The 16243-nt window shown below is 59.5% G+C and carries 13 protein-coding genes; 4 read left to right on the forward strand and 9 right to left on the reverse strand.

Features of this window, described 5'->3' with window-relative positions:
* Positions 1-65: 65 nt before the first annotated feature.
* From IPH10_09710 to IPH10_09730, 5 genes are all read right to left on the reverse strand, one after another.
* A complete protein-coding gene (locus IPH10_09710; GenBank protein ID MBK6911188.1) occupies positions 66-1610 on the reverse strand; it encodes a hypothetical protein in 1545 nt (514 codons plus the stop codon).
* 29 nt (positions 1611-1639) lie between these two features.
* On the reverse strand, positions 1640-2242 hold the full coding sequence (locus IPH10_09715; GenBank protein ID MBK6911189.1) for a TIGR04282 family arsenosugar biosynthesis glycosyltransferase: 603 nt from the start codon (positions 2240-2242) through the stop codon (positions 1640-1642).
* Positions 2243-2323: 81 nt separating this feature from the next.
* Entirely contained in the window at positions 2324-3274 is a 951-nt protein-coding gene (gene arsS / locus IPH10_09720; protein ID MBK6911190.1) for an arsenosugar biosynthesis radical SAM protein ArsS, read from the reverse strand.
* 133 nt (positions 3275-3407) lie between these two features.
* A complete protein-coding gene (locus IPH10_09725) occupies positions 3408-4127 on the reverse strand; it encodes a DUF547 domain-containing protein (protein MBK6911191.1) in 720 nt (239 codons plus the stop codon).
* Complete coding sequence (locus IPH10_09730) at positions 4120-4869, reverse strand: TIGR04283 family arsenosugar biosynthesis glycosyltransferase (GenBank protein MBK6911192.1); 750 nt, start codon at positions 4867-4869, stop codon at positions 4120-4122. Before IPH10_09730 ends, IPH10_09725 begins: the two co-directional genes overlap by 8 nt.
* Positions 4870-4937: 68 nt before the next feature.
* Between IPH10_09730 and IPH10_09735 the strand changes: the two genes are divergently transcribed.
* Positions 4938-5639 (forward strand): TVP38/TMEM64 family protein, encoded by a 702-nt coding sequence (locus tag IPH10_09735; GenBank protein ID MBK6911193.1) that lies wholly within the window; start codon positions 4938-4940, stop codon positions 5637-5639.
* Positions 5636-7141 carry a mercuric reductase gene (locus IPH10_09740; protein MBK6911194.1) on the forward strand — a complete coding sequence of 502 codons (1506 nt, stop codon included), beginning with the start codon at positions 5636-5638 and terminating at the stop codon, positions 7139-7141. Before IPH10_09735 ends, IPH10_09740 begins: the two co-directional genes overlap by 4 nt.
* Positions 7142-7263: 122 nt before the next feature.
* Here the strand turns inward: IPH10_09740 and IPH10_09745 are convergent, their stop codons facing one another.
* Positions 7264-9129: a response regulator gene (locus IPH10_09745; protein MBK6911195.1), complete on the reverse strand. Its 1866-nt coding sequence runs from the start codon at positions 9127-9129 to the stop codon at positions 7264-7266.
* A gap of 375 nt (positions 9130-9504) precedes the next feature.
* On the opposite strand from IPH10_09745, the gene IPH10_09750 reads away from it, so the two are divergent.
* Together IPH10_09750 and IPH10_09755 are read left to right on the forward strand one after the other, a co-directional pair.
* Positions 9505-11796, forward strand: coding sequence for a lamin tail domain-containing protein (locus tag IPH10_09750; GenBank protein ID MBK6911196.1), 2292 nt, complete (start codon positions 9505-9507; stop codon positions 11794-11796).
* Positions 11797-12020: 224 nt separating this feature from the next.
* Complete coding sequence (locus IPH10_09755) at positions 12021-13856, forward strand: lysophospholipid acyltransferase family protein (protein MBK6911197.1); 1836 nt, start codon at positions 12021-12023, stop codon at positions 13854-13856.
* Between the two features lie 94 nt (positions 13857-13950).
* Here the strand turns inward: IPH10_09755 and IPH10_09760 are convergent, their stop codons facing one another.
* The 3 genes from IPH10_09760 to IPH10_09770 form a co-directional block, all read right to left on the reverse strand.
* Positions 13951-14505, reverse strand: a complete 555-nt coding sequence (locus IPH10_09760) for a hypothetical protein (GenBank protein ID MBK6911198.1) — start codon at positions 14503-14505, stop codon at positions 13951-13953.
* Between the two features lie 89 nt (positions 14506-14594).
* A complete protein-coding gene (locus IPH10_09765) occupies positions 14595-15353 on the reverse strand; it encodes a hypothetical protein (GenBank protein ID MBK6911199.1) in 759 nt (252 codons plus the stop codon).
* Positions 15350-16219: a 3-hydroxybutyryl-CoA dehydrogenase gene (locus tag IPH10_09770; GenBank protein ID MBK6911200.1), complete on the reverse strand. Its 870-nt coding sequence runs from the start codon at positions 16217-16219 to the stop codon at positions 15350-15352. The genes IPH10_09765 and IPH10_09770 overlap by 4 nt, the downstream gene beginning before the upstream one ends.
* Positions 16220-16243: the final 24 nt, after the last annotated feature.

Genomic DNA, 16243 nt, shown 5'->3' on the forward strand with positions numbered 1-16243 from the left:
GTTTAGTTTTCTAATGGAAAAGAGAGTCCGACGTTGAGAGCAAGTATTGGCGGGCGATGTGGGGTTTAGTGATTGTAGTCGTAGTAGTAGTAATAGTAGTCGTAGTCCAGCGGGCCGCGGAAGGCATAGGTCAGGCCCAGGCGGAAATCGGTCCAGCGCGTGTCTTCGATCTGGTCATAGCCCCACCAGTTGTAGCCGGGTGGTACGCGGTTCCGCTCCCAGTCGTAGCGATCCGTCAATTGGGCATTGAGGCTGATGTGGTTTTCGATGAGGTAGTCGAGCCGCAGTCCCAGCGTTCCGCTCCATGACTCGGAATGTTCAGTATCGTCGCCGACTCGATCAACATAAGCTGCCTGCATGTTGAACGAGCCGTGGGCGGACCAGCGATCGGCGATCATCCAGCGCAGCGAGTTTGTACCGCTGGCAAGCCACCTTTGTCGGTACGGATCGCGGCCAAACGGTCGTTCACGATGGTTCGCGAAATCCGCCGATAGCGAATAGTGCCAGGCGAGACTGATCGGCACGTCATAGGAGAATCGAATTCCCCAGTAGAAATTGTCATAGTGCAGGTGGCTGCGCGAGGCGTCTTCGTCATACTCATCAATGTACACCGAGTCGCCGGCGATCACCTCGCGCTGACCGCGCCAGTTGCGGCGGATGTCGTTATCGTGATCGTAGGAGAAGTATGGCGAGACGGCGAAGCCGCTGTAGCGTGTGAAGGAGCGGAGGTAGCCTTCGCCAGCGCGCATGAGCGAATAGGCGCCGAGGGATTCACGGCAGGCAGGGTCGTTCAGCAGCAGCTTCTCGACATCGGCCCAGAAGTATTTTTCCCAGCGATTGGCGTCGTAGCGCAGGCGATAGACTTGTGCCTCGTGCAGCAATTCGGCAAGCGCCCGGCGATTAGCAGGGGTCAGTTTGCCGGAGAGTACTTGGTCTTCAATCAGGCGTTGTTCGAGCACGAGCGCGTCGGCGACGGGCGTAACATTGCGGCGGCGGCCGAAGGTGGGTCCGGCGCGCAGGCTGAAGTCATAGGATTGATCCCAGCTTTCAGTTTCTGCATCACTCCAGCGGTCGCCATAGACGTTATAGTAGTTACCCGATCCGTCGTTGTAGCCATGCCATCCGTAATTGTGATCGGACGACTCGCCGCCCGCGCCGGAGTATCCAACCCGCCCGGAGGCGTCAGCGGTCAGGGCGAATAGATCGCGCCACAGGTACCAACTGCGATCGGCGTCGGCGCGCAGGAAGGACTGGAAGGCATAGCGGCGCGCGAGGGATTCCCTGCTGTAGCCGTACCACGCGTCTCGCGACTTGGATTCGTCTCGATTCAGCGACTCGTTGAGTCCGACATTCAGGCTGTAGGTGCTCGTCTGGCGGTCCGACTCCGTGCGACTCAGACAATTGTAAGTGGCGGCGGCATCGTGGTTGAGGGACGTCGTCCGGCCATAATTCGGATACTCCCGGTCGGACATGCGGCGCTCGAATTGGGTCGAGAAGCGGACATTGGACTGGACCACCCGGCTGCGGGGGAGGCGGAATTCAGTAAATTCGTTGGCAGCGGCGGGCGCGAGTATCGCGAGTAGGGAAAGAACCAGCAACGGTAGCAGCATAACTACTCCGAAATGGATAAGCAGACCGGCTATGTAAGATTTCTATAGTATTCCCAGTCTTCGAGAGTGTCCACGTCGCGCAGTTCGGCGAGGGTGGCCCAGGGGATACGAGCGGCGTTCAAGCGCTCTTGCGAGCGACAGAGGACGTCAGCGCCGCCCCAGGGGATGTCGGCGAACAGTTCCGGGACAATGCGCGTAAGACCAAGCAAATAGTAGCCGCCGTCGGTGGCAGGTCCGAAGACGACGGGGACGTCGTTCAGGCGATGCGAAGCCTGGGTCAGGATGTCCGGGGTGAGTGCGGGGCAGTCACTACCAATCAAGATGACCTGCCGGGCTCCGCCGACGAAGCCGCGAATGGCGGCAACGCAGAGGCGCTGGCCGAGGTCGCCGGCGGCTTGTTGCGTCAATAGAGGGCGTAAGCCAAAATAGCTTTGTGCCTGCACAAAGTCAAACGGGTCGGCGAGGGTGACCTCGACTTCAAAGGACTCATCGAGTGCGGCCAGCAGCCGAGCGGTGCGGCTCACGAGATCTGTGTAGATTTCGAGCGCTCGCTCGTGTCCAGCCGTGGCGGCGATGCGGGTCTTGACCTTTCCCCGTTCGGGCATGCGGGCCAGACAGATAACAGAAGACATATTGGTGCTCAGAATTCGGCCGAGATGCGGGGGAGAACCGCTGCGCGAACGCTCCGCGCGGCGACGCAAGTACGGGCAAGGTCAGGCGACAGCACCGCCGCAGGAGGAGCCTGCACCAGCGGTACAGCCATAGCAGTGGTTGCGGGTAACGATTTCGCGGGTGTGCAAGGCGGCACTCCACTGGGCGATATGGGCGGGCAGGCCGTGATTGACGCGCAAATCGAGCATTTGGTTGAAATCGCAGTCGAAGAGATGGCCTTGCCAATCCACGGAGATAAGCGAGCGGCACATCACGTTGCGCGCGGCGTGGGGGTTAAAGGCCGTGACGAGCTTGTGCATGTATTCGTCAAACTGGCCGCTGGTCAGCAGAAAATCGAGAAAGCGGCCAATGGGCATGTTGGTGATGCAGAAGAGCCGGTTGAAGACAATGCCGTGGTCGCGCGCCAGAATCGTCTTGTATTCGGCTTCGAGCGCGTGCTGATCGGGTGTGATCGCGGCTCCGCCGGGATTGTAGACGAGATTGAGCTGCAAGCTCTCCGCGCGGCCATAGCCGAGCGCATTGAGGCGCTTCAGGGCTTCAATGGACTTGGCGAAGACGCCTGCGCCGCGCTGTTGATCGGTATTCGCGGCGGTGTAGCAGGGCAGCGACGCGATGATTTCGACGTGATGCTGCGCGAGAAATTGCGCGAGGTCTTCGTGCGGTTTGGTCAGCAGGATCGTGAGGTTGCAGCGATCCATGACGTGTTTTGCGCGCGCTTTGCACTGCTCGACAAACCAGCGGAAGTGCGGATTGAGTTCGGGTGCGCCGCCGGTGATGTCCACGGTATGGATCGAGGGCGTTTCATCGAGGACGTTCAGGCAGTGCTCAAAGATTTCGCGCGGCATGATCTCCCTGCGATCGGGTCCGGCATCCACATGACAATGTCCGCAGGTCTGATTGCAGAGCCTGCCGACATTGACTTGCAGGGTCGTGACGCCGGTGGCGCGGAGCGGATAGAGCGCTGGCGCCGTGAGCTGTTGATCAAAGCGCATCCACGCCGCGGGCGCTTCGAGCAGACGCACCTGCTCCGCCGGATCGGCCAGCGGGTTCTTGATGGTAAGGAGGGAATGGGTAGTCAAGGCGTGAGGAATCCTCTCTGGCGCGAGGAGTGTGAAGGCGACGGGGTCACTGCCCGTTCAGCGACCAATCGTAGTCGGTGTATTCGATTCTGGTGGTCTTGGTGATTTCGGGGTAGTAGAGTTGCAAGAGTGTGCGGATGCCGTCGTCGTTGTTGAAATCGGGGCGGTACCATTTGAAGATGGGGGACAGATAGAGGGTACCGTTCTCGAAGCGGTTGCAGTCAGGGCGCGCGGTGAGGAAGCCGCGCTCCTGTTCGGCCAACTGGGTTTTCATTTTCGAATCGGCATAGGCGTCGCCGCGCAGAAGTGGACAGCCGCGCGACGCGCAGACGATGGCGAAGTGAATGCGCGGTTCGTCGAAGTCGGCGCGCAGGATGTCGTGTTCAATCATACCGAGGGACGCCATGTGGTCGAACATGCGAATGAACTTTTTGTTCCACGGACTGGAGAACAGGCCGCCGATGTCCTGCACGCTGGCGACCGGCCAGTGGTCAATGACCAACTGCATCGTCGCGGCGTTGTAGAGATTGATGAGGTAGGCGAGTTTTTCGTTTTTGGTAAAAGCACGATACTGCTCGAAGGTGACTTCGCCGCAGGAAGCAACGAAGCTGTCGAGCGCGGCGCGGTCGTGCAACAACTCAGAGTAGTTGACGCTGCCGTCGCGGACGTGCTTGTCGAGCACGGTTTGATATTGCGCGTAGGTGTGATCAAAGGCGAACGCCGCCGAAACGCAAAGCAAAGCCGCGGCGAGGAGGAATCTACTCATCAGCGCCTCCACCCTGCTCGTGCGGTTTGCGGAATTTTTTCTGGATGTCTTCCATGGAGTGGCCGCGATAGTACCACCAGAGTGTTTGGAAGTTCGTCTGCATGGCGCGGAAAGTGCCGAGTTTATCATAGCGACGAGCGGAAGTGGTCAGGAGTTCGGGGAGAATGACGGTTTTGCCGCGCTTGGCGAGCAGCCGTTGAAAGGCGAAATCTTCCATGACGGGATAATCAGGAAAGCCGCCGAGTTCGCGAAAGACTGAAGCGCGCACAAAGAGTCCCTGGTCGCCCCACGGCAGATCGAAGAGCCGGGAGCGCAGATTGGCCCCCCACGCGATGGCGCGCAGTCCGGCGGTGCGTTGGTCAAACTTCAGACGAAAGGCGCCGCCCAATAGTTCCGGGCGGTTGTGCAGGATTTCGAGTATTTTGGCGATGGCATGGCGCGGCGGCTGGGAATCGGCATGGAGGAACCAGAGAATCTCGCCGGTGGCGATCTCGGCGCCGCAGTTAAGCTGATGGCCGCGCGCAGCGCGGGTGACCAGCAGGTGGTGTGCCCAAATCCGCGCGGTGTCGGCAGTGCCGTCGAGGCTTCCGCCATCCACGACAATAACCTCGGGCCGCGGCTCCTCGAGGATCAGCCGTTCGAGCAGTCCGGGTAACCGACGTGCCTCATTGAGCGTCGGGATGATGACGCTGACGCGTTCGTGAATCGGTGCGGCCGAGCGGATTGGACTTGCAGTCGCCATTGCATCTCGTTATCTTGCACAAGGTAGCAATATAGCCAATCCTCGGGAAACCTTAAAGACGGAGCAGCATGTCGCCAGCGTCTGGCACGCCGTGGGTGAAGTGGGTGATTTTGCTGGCCATCGCAGCGGGGTTAGTTTATGTTTTCATAAGGTTTCCCCTTTCAGAGTGGTTGAGTCAGCAGCTTATCTGGATCGAGCAAATGGGCAGCGCGGGCTACATTTGGTTCGTGGGGCTGTATGTTGTGGCTACGGTAGTCGGCTTCCCGGCCTCGGTTTTGACGCTGGGAGCGGGCGCGGTGTATGGAGTGGTTACGGGTTCGCTGCTGGTTGTTTTAGGTGCGACGTTGGGAGCGACGGCGGCTTTTCTCGTGGGACGGTATCTGGCGCGCGGTTTGGTGGAACGGCGAGTGGCGACCCAACCGCGCTTTGCGGCCGTGGATCGGGCCGTCGGACGCGCGGGTTTCAAGATGGTGCTGCTGACGCGGCTCTCGCCGGTGTTTCCATTTGTCGTGCTTAACTACGCGTTTGGCATTACGCAGGTGAAGCTGCGCGACTACTTCTGGGCGTCGCTGATTGGGATGCTGCCGGGAACGGTGCTCTATGTGTACTTGGGGAGTATCGCGGCTGCGGTGGCTACGGGTGACGCGGTAACCAGTCCGGTGCGCACGGCGGCGACGGCGGCAGGGCTGGTGATGACGATTGTTGTTACAATTTATGTGACGCGTGTGGCGCGGCGGGCGCTGCGCGACGTTGAAGGAGTATCGGCATGAGTGCGGGTCACGACATGATCTGGCCACGGGACGCGCACAATCTTGCGCTGCTTTCGCATGTGCATCCGGCGGACTATGTGAATCCGATGCCGCAGGGGAGATATAATCTCGTGGTGATCGGCGGCGGCACGGCGGGCCTGGTGTGCGCGGTGGGCGCGGCGGGGCTGGGCGCCAAGGTCGCCTTAATCGAGCGCGATCTTTTGGGCGGCGATTGTTTGAATGCAGGCTGCGTTCCGTCGAAGGCGCTTGTGCGCTCGGCGCGGGCGGCGCATGAGGTCAAGCGGGCCGGCGAGTTTGGCGTACGGGTCACAGCGCATGAGGTGGATTTTGCGGCGGTGATGGAGCGCATGCGGTCGCTGCGCGCGCGCATTGCTCCGGTTGACGGCGTGGAGTCGCTGCGTCAGAAGGGCGTGGACGTCTTTCTGGGCGCGGCGCGGTTCGTTGATTCGGCGACGATTGACGTTGAGGGAACGAGAGTGTCGTTTGCGCGCGCGGTGATCGCGACGGGAACGCGGGCGGCGCTGCCCGAAGTACCGGGGTTGGCAGACGCGCAGCCTTTGACCAACGAAACGGTGTTCGGCTTAACGGAATTGCCGCGGCGCTTGGCCGTTATCGGGGGCGGACCGATTGGCGCGGAGCTGGCACAGGTGTTTGCGCGCTTTGGGAGCACGGTGACGCTCTACGAAGTGAGTCCACGGCTGCTGCCGCGCGAGGATGCTGATGCCAGTACGATCATACGTGCGGCGTTGGAGCGCGACGGCGTGCAATGCCGCATGGGCGCGCGGAATCTGCGTGTGACTCAATTGGGCGGGGAGAAGATCGTGAACTGTGATTCGCTGGGCGTTGCGGCCGAGGATCGGTGCGATCAGATTCTCGTCGCGGCGGGGCGTTTGCCAAATGTGGAAGAATTGAATCTCGAAGGGGTCGGCGTGCGGGTGGATCGCCACGGAGTGCAGGTCAACGACTATTTGCGGACTACGAATGCGCGGATCTTCGCGTGCGGCGACGTGTGCACGCAATATAAGTTCACTCATGCGGCGGATGCGCTGGCGCGGATCGTCATCGGCAACGCGCTGTTTTTCGGGTCGGACAAGGCATCGGCGCTGAATATTCCGTGGGCGATTTACACCAATCCTGAATTGGCGCAGGTCGGCGTTCGCGCGAATGACGAAGAGGGTAAGCGGCAGACGATCCGGTTTGATCTGGCGCATCAGGATCGCGCGCTACTGGACGGCGTCACGGAGGGATTTATAAAGGTGACGCACGACCGACGCGGACACATTCTTGGTGCGACGATAGTGGCCGAACACGCCGGCGAGCTGATCGGTGAAGTGGTGGTGGCGATGAATCATCGTGTGAGTTTGAGTCATCTGGCCAATGCGATTCACCCCTACCCCACTCAATCCGAGATGCTGAAGCGCTGCGGTGATCTCTATCGGCGGACAATGCTGACGCCGTCGGTGGCAAAGCTGTTGCAGAAGGTCTTGAAGTGGCGGCGGTAGTCAGGCCGGGCCGGAATTCAAAACGGGTTAGCGTGAAGCTAACCCGTTTTTGTTGTTGTAGCGGATGGGCGGGATGCTTCAGTCCGACGCGGACATCTGCAACACTGCCTGTGCGGACTGTACTAAACGGCGGCGGGTTTGCGCAATTCGCTGACGGAACGGATTAATCGCGTGAGCGGTCCCGCGAGGATCGGTTTCATCAGGTAGCCGTCGAGTCCGAAGGACCGGTAGTTGGTGGGCATGATCAGCTCGCTGAATCCGGTCATCACGATAATCGGGATGTCGGGACGAATCTTGCGGACTTCGGCGGTGAGTTCGACGCCGGTCATGTGCGGCATGGTTTGATCGGTGACAATAACATCGAACGCATGCGGGTTGGCGCGGAAGGCCTCGAGCGCTTCAATGCTGCTGGACCGCGTGGTGACCTTGAAGCCGAACGTTTCGAGCATATCGGCGAGCATGCCGGCGATATCGGGTTCATCATCCACGACGAGCACGTGTTCGCTTCCGGTGATCGGTTCTTCATCCATGACGACATGGGTTTGGAGCGGCACGTGGTGTAGCGGCAGGTAGACCTTGAAGACGGTTCCCTTATCCACTTCGCTTTCGGCGACAATCGCTCCGCCGTGGGCGGTGACGATGCCGTGCACGACGGACAGGCCGAGGCCGCTGCCCTTGTTGTCGGCTTTGGTGGTGAAGAACGGTTCGAAGATGCGTGCGAGGGTCGCGCAATCCATGCCGTGGCCAGTATCTTGTACGCACAGACGGGCATAGCGGCCTTCCTGCAAACCGTCGAAACCATTGGCCATGATGTCGCGGCGATCGCAGACGTCGAGCGTCACGGTCAACTTACCGCAGTGCTCGGCCATGGCGTGCGACGCGTTTATGCACAGGTTCATGATGATCTGGTGAATCTGTCCGGGATCCGCCATAACGACGCCGCAGTCGGGGTCTATTTCGGTGCGGATTTCAATGCTGGACGGAATCGAGGCGCGCAGCAGCGTGAGAGACTCTGTCAAGAGTGGCTGCAATTGAACAGGGATCGTCTGTTTGGTACCTTGGCGGCTGAAGGCCAGAATTTGTTTGACGAGGTTTTTGGCGCGCATAGCGCCGCGGATCACGTTTTCGAGGTGGTCGCGGGTAACATTCCCGTCGGGAGTGGTTTTAATGGCCAGTTCGGTATAGCCGACAATCGGTGTAAGGATGTTGTTGAAGTCGTGCGCGATGCCGCCCGCCAGGGTGCCGACGGCCTGCAAGCGCTCGGCATGTCGCAACTGGTCTTGCAAACGGTCTGTTTCAGTTTGCAAGCGTTTCTTCTCGGAGAGGTCGCGGCAGATCCAGACTTGGTGGTATTCGCCGTGAATGTCAACATGAAAGCCGCGGACCTCGGCAATGATCGTCTGTCCGTCAGGCAGCGTGTAGTTAACTTCAAACGTCATCGGTCCGACCAGCGCGGAGGAATCGGGAGCATGTGCTCGGCGTTTCTGGAGGTATGCATGAAACGGCGCGAGTTTGGCCAGCGGATAGCCGACAAGCTGGAGGGGCGTGTGCCCGGTCAACAGCGAGGCGGCATGATTCGCGACGAGAACGGATCCTTCTTTGTCGGAAGTGATGATGGCGTCCGGCGCATTGTCAATCAAGGTGCGCAGGCGCATCTCATTGTCCAGGGCGATCTGTTGGGAGCGGGCCAGCTCGATTTGCGCTTTTTTCAGGGAGCGAAACAGCTTCGCGGCGTAGACAATACCGATACCCATTAGAAACGAGACGTCCAAGGCGACGAGTTCGCTTTCGAGGTCAGGCGGCCGGGTGATTTCCCCTGTGACCATGCGAAAGAGGGTTATGGTGCGGGGCACGCTCATGAGGAAGAGCGCGGCGGCAATGGCCAGCCAGATGCGGCGCATTTCGAGGTCGCGCATTTGCCGGATGGCGACGACGGCGGCAACCAACTGCAACAGAATCGAAGTAGCGATGATAAGGGTTGCTTCCATAACGGGGCTGCCGGGTGCTTTCGAGTAGTGGAGTGAAAAGTATGGATAACTTATTCGAGCTACAGACAAAGTCCCTTTTGCACAACGTGTGCCAGCCGGACGGATTGGGGCGCGGGTAGGGGTCGCCAGCCGGGTCGTTAGTTTTAGCTGGGCATATAGGTTGAAGCGTGGATGGCTGGCAAGCCTAAGAAGACCTCCCGGGATTGTGAGGGATGTTAGGCATGTGTGAGAGTGTTAGGAGAAGTGTAGAGGATTGTTACACTTGGGTTGTGGGGGTCGTTAGAGTTTTTTGGCCGGGAGCAGTTGTTCCTGAGTTTCACAGGTACTATATTTAACCGATTTGCTATGGTTATATCCTTGACAACCGGAGGTAAAATGTCCCGTTTCTGGATGATTTTGGCGGCCCTTTGTTTGGGCGCTCTGTCGGCATTCGCGCAGGTGCCGGGTTCGGTGGTTTTCACCGAAGTTATGTACGACGACACGGCCGGGACCGATGTCGAATGGGTTGAGATTCACAATACGACCGCGGCACCGATTGATATTTCGGGCTGGGTTGTCGTGGACGACGATGTCTATCCGGCGAATGGCGGCGAAGGCGCGATTCAGGTGCCGGCCAGTACGACGATTGGTGCAGGCGCGTATATGGTTCTGTCGCGCGACGCTACGGGTCTGGCGGGCGCGGTCATGTGCACGCAGATCAGCTCGTCATGGGGTTTGGGTAATGGCGGCGATAACCTCGCGCTCTATACTGCGGCCACGGGCGGAACGCTGATTGACGGCGCACTGAATGTGAGCTACCCGGACCTGGCTGGGGCGAATCTTGGCAACTCGATCGAGAAATGTGATCCGAACTCGGCTTGGTCGAGCGATGCCGCAGCCTGGCATGAGAGCACGAACATCTTTGCGGCGGCGGGCCGTTACCGTAAGTGCACGCCGGGGAGCGAGAACAGCCCGTGCGCGGACGCGATTCCGCCGACGATTGCGTCATGTTCGGTTATTTCGGGTACGCAGGTGGATGTGCTGTTCAGTGAGACCGTTGAGTTGGTTTCTGCAGAAACCGAAGGCAACTACGACGTGGCCCCGACGGTCGGCGCGCCGGTCTCGGCGCTGCGTGACGGCACGAATTTGCGTTTGGTGCATCTGACGTTTGCGGCGATGCCCAACGGCAGCTATACATTGTCGGTCAACAACGTGACGGACGTTTGGGGCAATCCGGCCGCGGATCAGACCTGCACTTTCTCAATTAACAATGCAATCAATCCGGGCGACGTGGTGATCACGGAAGTCATGTATGACGACACGGTGAGCACGGACAATGAGTGGATTGAGATTTTGAATCAGACGAATTCGACATTGGACATTTCCGGTTGGGTCGTGTCGGACGACGACGTTTACCCGAGCAACGGCGGCGGCGGCGAAGGCGCGATGATCGTTCCGACCGGGACGTTTTTGGCGGCGGGCGCGCGTGCCATTCTGTGCCGCGTGGATTTGCCGGAAATTACCGGCGAGATCCTGTGTGCGAACTTGATCGGTGGATGGACGCTGGGTAACGGCGGCGACAACTGTGCGCTGTTCACGGCGGCGAGCGGCGGTTTGCTGGTGGACGGTTCGTTGAGCGTCTTCTATCCGGATTTGGCGTTTGGTAACGCAGGCAACTCGATTGAGAAGTGTAATCCCGACGCGGGTTGGTCAGGTGACGCCGCCGAGTGGACACAGACGAAGGTATCGTGGTCCACGACCGGTCGCTATCGCCACATCACGCCGTACACGCAGGGCTTCTGCTGCCCAGACCCGGCGGCGGGTACGATTACGGTAAACACATATGGACCGGATTTCTGGATTTACACGCTGACGCATGTTAGCGGATGTATTGACCGCGTGATCTTCACGAACTTCTGCGCGGGCACGGTTGGTCAGGTGACGGGCGAAGCGACGACGTTTTGGTCGGTGCTTCCGAACGGCGACGGCAACGACGGTGACTCGATTGTGTTCGTGGCGGAGCAGCCGCTAAATGAAGGATCGGTCACCGGGTTCGCGCTGCAGCATCCGTGGTGCAATGATTTCGTGGACTGGACTGCGGGCGGCAATTCGGGTTCCGTCGAAGGACCGCTGCCGGTTGCGTTCAACGGCCTTGACATCATCGCGGGCGATGCGGAAGTTGTGCTGAATTGGAGCACGGCATCGGAGATTGCCATCGAGCGCTTTGAGCTGACGCGTGACGGCGCGCTGATCGCGAACGTGACGGCGCGTAACAGCGCATCGGGTGCGAACTACACGTTTACCGACAATCGCGTGACCAACGGCGAGACGTACAGCTACGAGCTGGCGGTGGTGTCGATCACCGGTGATCGCGACGTGCTGGCTACGCAGTCGGCGACTCCGCAGAGCGGCAACGCGATTGTGACGGAATTCGCGCTGCATCAGAACTACCCGAATCCGTTTAATCCGGAAACTGCGATTCGCTTTGATTTGGCCGAGGCTTCTGAAGTCACGCTGACGGTGTTCAACGTGGCCGGTCAGGAAGTGGCGACGCTGGTGAACGGCAACATGAACGCGGGCGCGCATTCGGTCAGTTTTGACGGCGCGAATCTGACGTCGGGTGTTTATCTTTACCGCTTGACCGCGGGCGAGTTCACCTCGACGATGAAGATGGTATTGCTGAAGTAACCAGCCTGAACGCTGGACCCGCTGCCGCTGGCGCGTGATGCTTGGCGGCGGGGTGATGGTAGAAAAAGCGGGGCGAGTCTTTGGACTCGCCCCGCTTTTCGTTATCACTTTGCTTGACAGCTCTCTTAACGATGTGCTCATGATTCTTGCAAAATCTTCACATGTTGCACACTCTGTTCTGACAAATGATTGTTACATTCTCGCAGTCAATCCGAGGAGCGCACATGAACGGAACGCAGGGCCGATTATTCTCGGTAGCCGGAGTCGGCAGCCCGTCCCGAGACTTGACGGTGAGAGCCGCGCAGATGGCGGCGACGGTAGCCGACCACATTTTGTCACTTCCAAAGGCGGACAGTCTGTACCGCACCGTATCGGCGCAAGCCTCCGGTTCGGGTTTTTGCCGCGATCTGCTGCGGGAATTGGACTTGAAGATTGATGTGTCGGACGAGGATTTGTCGCGTGTGCCGTCGGGCGGCCCGGCCGTCGTGGTTGCGAATCATCCGTTCGGGCTGTTGGATCCGATGATTCTGTATGCAACGCTGCGCGCTTTGCGGCCGGACGTGAAGGTGATTACGAATTTCATGCTTTCGCGGATCAAGGAGCTGAACGACTTCTGCATTTTTGTTGATCCGTTCGGCGGCCCACAGGCGCAGCGGCAGAATGCGAAGGCGGTCCGGGAGACGCTTGATTGGCTGAAGAACGGCGGGATGGTGGTGATGTTCCCGGCGGGCGAAGTGGCGGCTTTGACGAGCCGCAATTGGCAGGTGACGGAACCAGAATGGAACAGTTCATGCGCCCGGCTGGCGCGCATGACCAGTGCTTCGGTGGTGCCTGTGTTGTTTAAGGGAACCAACTGTCCGGTGTTTCATTTGGCTGGACTGGTCCATCCGCGCTTGCGTACGGCGCTGCTGCCGCGTGAACTTCTGAACAAGCGCAGCATGGAGATTCGCTTGGCCATCGGACACCCGATCTCGGCGCAGGCGCTTTGTCAGTACTCGAGCGATGAAGGCGCGACCCAGTACTTGCGGCGGCGCACCTTTCACCTGAAGAACCGTTGGAAATTCCGCCCGCTTTCAGCAGCGTTGCAAAACCGCACCCCAAAGCCGCTGCCGTCGGTTGCCGAGCATCCGCGCCCGTGGGCGCTGGCAAGCGAAGTGGCGCGGCTGCCGCGCAAATGTATGATGCTCGAATCCGGAGACGTGGCCGTCTATTGCGCGTCGGCGCGGCAGATCCCCGAGATGCTGGTGGAGATTGGCCGTCAGCGCGAACTGGCATTTCGGCTGAGCGGTGAAGGCAGTGGTTTGGCCATTGATCTTGATCCGTATGATCAAGACTACTTGCACCTGTTCTCGTGGCATCGCGGAGAACAGGAGTTGATCGGCGCCTATCGTTTGGGACCGACGGATCGCATTGGCCGACGGGACGGGCTTTATGTGCAATCGTTGTTCAAAATTCATCCGCGCTTGCTGTCTCAGCTTCGTCCGGGGCTTGAGTTAGGGCGGAGTTTTGTCAGGCCCAAATATCAGCGTTCACCCGCGGCGCTGGCACTGCTGTGGAAAGGCCTGGCGCGATTCGTGAGTTTGAATCCTCAGTACAATTTGCTGTTCGGGCCGGTCTCGATCAGCAAGGAGTATGATGCGGCGTCGCAGCAGATGATCGTCGGCTACTTGCAGCAGAATTGTTACGATGCTCAGGGCGCGGTGTGGGTGAAGCCGCGCACGCCGTTCAAGCGCGTGGATGCGCTGCCGTTCACGGGGCGGCTGCCGATGATGTCGCCGGACACTTTGGACGAGTTGTCGGCGCTGATCAGCGACTTGGAGCGCGACGGCAAGTCGGTGCCGGTGTTGGTGCGGGAATATTTGAGGCTCGGCGGGAAAGTACTGGGCTTTAATGTGGATCCGAATTTTAGCAATGTGGTAGATGCGCTGATTCTGGTGGACCTCACCAAAACGCCGAAGCGGGTCCTGGACCGATACATGGGCCGTGCAGAGGCGGAGGCGTTTCGCAGTTTTCACGCGCAGTCTACGACGGCGACGCTGTCGCGGCTGTTGGCGGCGTAGCGGAACATTACGCAGTGTGGAACAACAAGCGGGGCGAGTCTTTGGACTCGCCCCGCTTTTCTATGCTGGCAAACGGGCACAACACGTTGTGCCTCTACTTCTTTGTTTTCTTCCAGGCGTTGTAGTGTTCGACGAGGTTGCGGACATTTTCTACGTCGCTGGTGACTTCGGTCTTGTAGGTAATGTCTTTCGTGTCCGCCTTCCACTCGATGACTTCGGAGCTGCCGAGGGCGACACTGGCTCCGTTGTGTTCCATCAGCGTTTCGTCAATCGCGCCGGGCAGGAGCAGGATCGGGGCGCAATTGCAATCGGCGGTTCGATAGAGCTTGGCGGCGCCCATGTTGGCAAAGGTGAATTCGACTTTGCCGCAGAGGACGTCATCCTGCACGAAGAGTTCCTTGTTGGTGATGACCCAATCGGGGTTCTCGTCGTCGAATGTTGAGCCTTCGACATAGTCCGTGACCAGCGTTCCGAAGTCTTTGAAGGAGACGTCGCGCTCTTCTTCATCGCTCGAGTGGATGTTGTAGAACAGAATCGAGCCGGAGCCGGTGCCGTCCTCGTTCAGTTTGAACGAGTAGGTTTTGTGCTGCACGTTCAGGCAGCCGACAGAGAACGCGGCGAGCAGAATCAGGGGCAGAAGTTTCTTCATGGGACCTCGGGGAAAATATGGAGTATGAAATGGGAAATTGCAGGAAGATGCGGGGCACCCGCAGCGGGTGCCGCCGCGATGCAAAGCAATCAAACGCGCGCCGATCTTCTCAACAGCGGTGTGGCGCGGTAGCGTTCTTCGTGGAACCAGTTGAAGAGGGCGTCCATGATGGCTTCGACGCGGGCGAGGCCGATTTTTTGGCCCCACGCGATCGGGCCGTGCGGATAGTTGACGCCGAGCTTCATCGCGGTGTCAATATCGGCGGCGGGGGCGACGCCTTCTTGCAGCGCGTGATAGGCCTCGTTGACCAGACATGCCACGGTGCGCACCAGCACTCCGGCGGGCGCGTCACCAACCGTGGCGAGTTTAAGGCCAATGGACTCGAAGAGCGATTCGACCGTGGCAAAGGCGGCAGGCTCGGTCGCGTCGAGCTTGGTCAACTCGACTAAGGTCGCTTCATGGAACGGCGGCAGAATGCTCACGCCGACAAAGCGCTCTGGCGCGATAGCATCGGCGGCCAGATCACACAGGGAACTGGTGAGCGTCAGCGTGATGATCGGCGTTTCGCCGGGCAGCGCGTCTTCGAGATATTGCAGCGCTTCGAATTTCGAGGTGATGTCGGTGGTGTAGCACTCGAACGCAATGTCGAATTCACCGGCGTCGGCATGCTCTTCTTCAGCGAGAATGCGCAGTTTGGTGCGCGCGCGACCCTCTTCGATTTCGGACGCAGCCAGCAAGAGCGTCGGGGAATGCCCGGCCTGATGCGCACGCTCGGCAAAGGGCAAGATGTCCTCCAGCGGGCCGACGAAGAGGATTTTTTCGATGGGATAGAGTTCGAGGTCGCTCATTTTCCCTCCGACGAGTAGTCGTAGAATCCCCGGCCGGACTTGCGTCCCAGGAAGCCAGCGTCCACCATTTGTTTTTGGATCGGATGCGGGCGATAGCGACTGTCACGGAAGTAGGCTTCCCACACCGACGAGGTGGCGGCGAAGTTGACGTCAATGCCGATCAGGTCCATCAATTCAAAGGGGCCCATTTTAAAGCCGCCACCGTCGCGCAGAATGCGATCAATGGTCTGATGATCCGCCAGACCTTCGCCCAGCGCGCGCAGGGCCTCACCATAGTAGGGGCGAGCAACTCTATTCACGATAAAGCCCGGCGTGTCTTTGGTCACGACGGGCGTTTTCTCGAGTTCAAGAGAGTAGGCGACGACGCGCTCGATGGCGCTCTTGTCGGTCTGCTGTGCGGCAACGACCTCGACGAGCTTCATGCGCGTGGCCGGGTTGAAGAAGTGAAAGCCGCAAACACGGTGGGGCAGTTTTGTGCGCGCGGCCAGTTGCGTCACGGAGAGTGAGCTGGTATTCGTGGCGAGCACGCAGTCACCCGAAACATGATCGTCCAGCCGTGTGAAGAGTTCGACCTTCAGTTCGAGGTTCTCAGTGGCGGCCTCAATGACGAGATCGGCGGCGCCGCACTGCTCGACCAACTGCACCGGTTTGATGCGGGCGAGTGTAGCAGCAGCGGCGGCTTTGTCGAGCTTACCGAGTTCAACGGCCTTGGCGAGGTCTTTTTCGATGCGTTGAGGCGCTCGCTTGAGGGCATCGGGGAAGGCGTCAAACAGGAAGACCGTACTACCGGCTTGAGCACAAATCTGGGCAATACCTGCGCCCATTGTGCCCGCGCCGAGTACGGCCACGGAAGGGAAGATTGGCATAAAGATGAGGTTCAGTTACAGCAA

The sequence above is a fragment of the bacterium genome (assembly GCA_016702305.1).
GTDB lineage: Bacteria > Electryoneota > RPQS01 > RPQS01 > RPQS01 > JABWCQ01.

Excerpts from the sequence above, each read along its gene's own strand:
- IPH10_09710 (MBK6911188.1), bottom strand. The coding sequence starts at position 1,610 with ATGCTGCTACCGTTGCTGGTTCTTTCCCTACTCGCGATACTCGCGCCC.
- IPH10_09715 (MBK6911189.1), bottom strand. The coding sequence starts at position 2,242 with ATGTCTTCTGTTATCTGTCTGGCCCGCATGCCCGAACGGGGAAAGGTC.
- arsS (MBK6911190.1), bottom strand. The coding sequence starts at position 3,274 with ATGCGCTTTGATCAACAGCTCACGGCGCCAGCGCTCTATCCGCTCCGC.
- IPH10_09725 (MBK6911191.1), bottom strand. The coding sequence starts at position 4,127 with ATGAGTAGATTCCTCCTCGCCGCGGCTTTGCTTTGCGTTTCGGCGGCG.
- IPH10_09730 (MBK6911192.1), bottom strand. The coding sequence starts at position 4,869 with ATGGCGACTGCAAGTCCAATCCGCTCGGCCGCACCGATTCACGAACGC.
- IPH10_09735 (MBK6911193.1), top strand. The coding sequence starts at position 4,938 with ATGTCGCCAGCGTCTGGCACGCCGTGGGTGAAGTGGGTGATTTTGCTG.
- IPH10_09740 (MBK6911194.1), top strand. The coding sequence starts at position 5,636 with ATGAGTGCGGGTCACGACATGATCTGGCCACGGGACGCGCACAATCTT.
- IPH10_09745 (MBK6911195.1), bottom strand. The coding sequence starts at position 9,129 with ATGGAAGCAACCCTTATCATCGCTACTTCGATTCTGTTGCAGTTGGTT.
- IPH10_09750 (MBK6911196.1), top strand. The coding sequence starts at position 9,505 with ATGTCCCGTTTCTGGATGATTTTGGCGGCCCTTTGTTTGGGCGCTCTG.
- IPH10_09755 (MBK6911197.1), top strand. The coding sequence starts at position 12,021 with ATGAACGGAACGCAGGGCCGATTATTCTCGGTAGCCGGAGTCGGCAGC.
- IPH10_09760 (MBK6911198.1), bottom strand. The coding sequence starts at position 14,505 with ATGAAGAAACTTCTGCCCCTGATTCTGCTCGCCGCGTTCTCTGTCGGC.
- IPH10_09765 (MBK6911199.1), bottom strand. The coding sequence starts at position 15,353 with ATGAGCGACCTCGAACTCTATCCCATCGAAAAAATCCTCTTCGTCGGC.
- IPH10_09770 (MBK6911200.1), bottom strand. The coding sequence starts at position 16,219 with ATGCCAATCTTCCCTTCCGTGGCCGTACTCGGCGCGGGCACAATGGGC.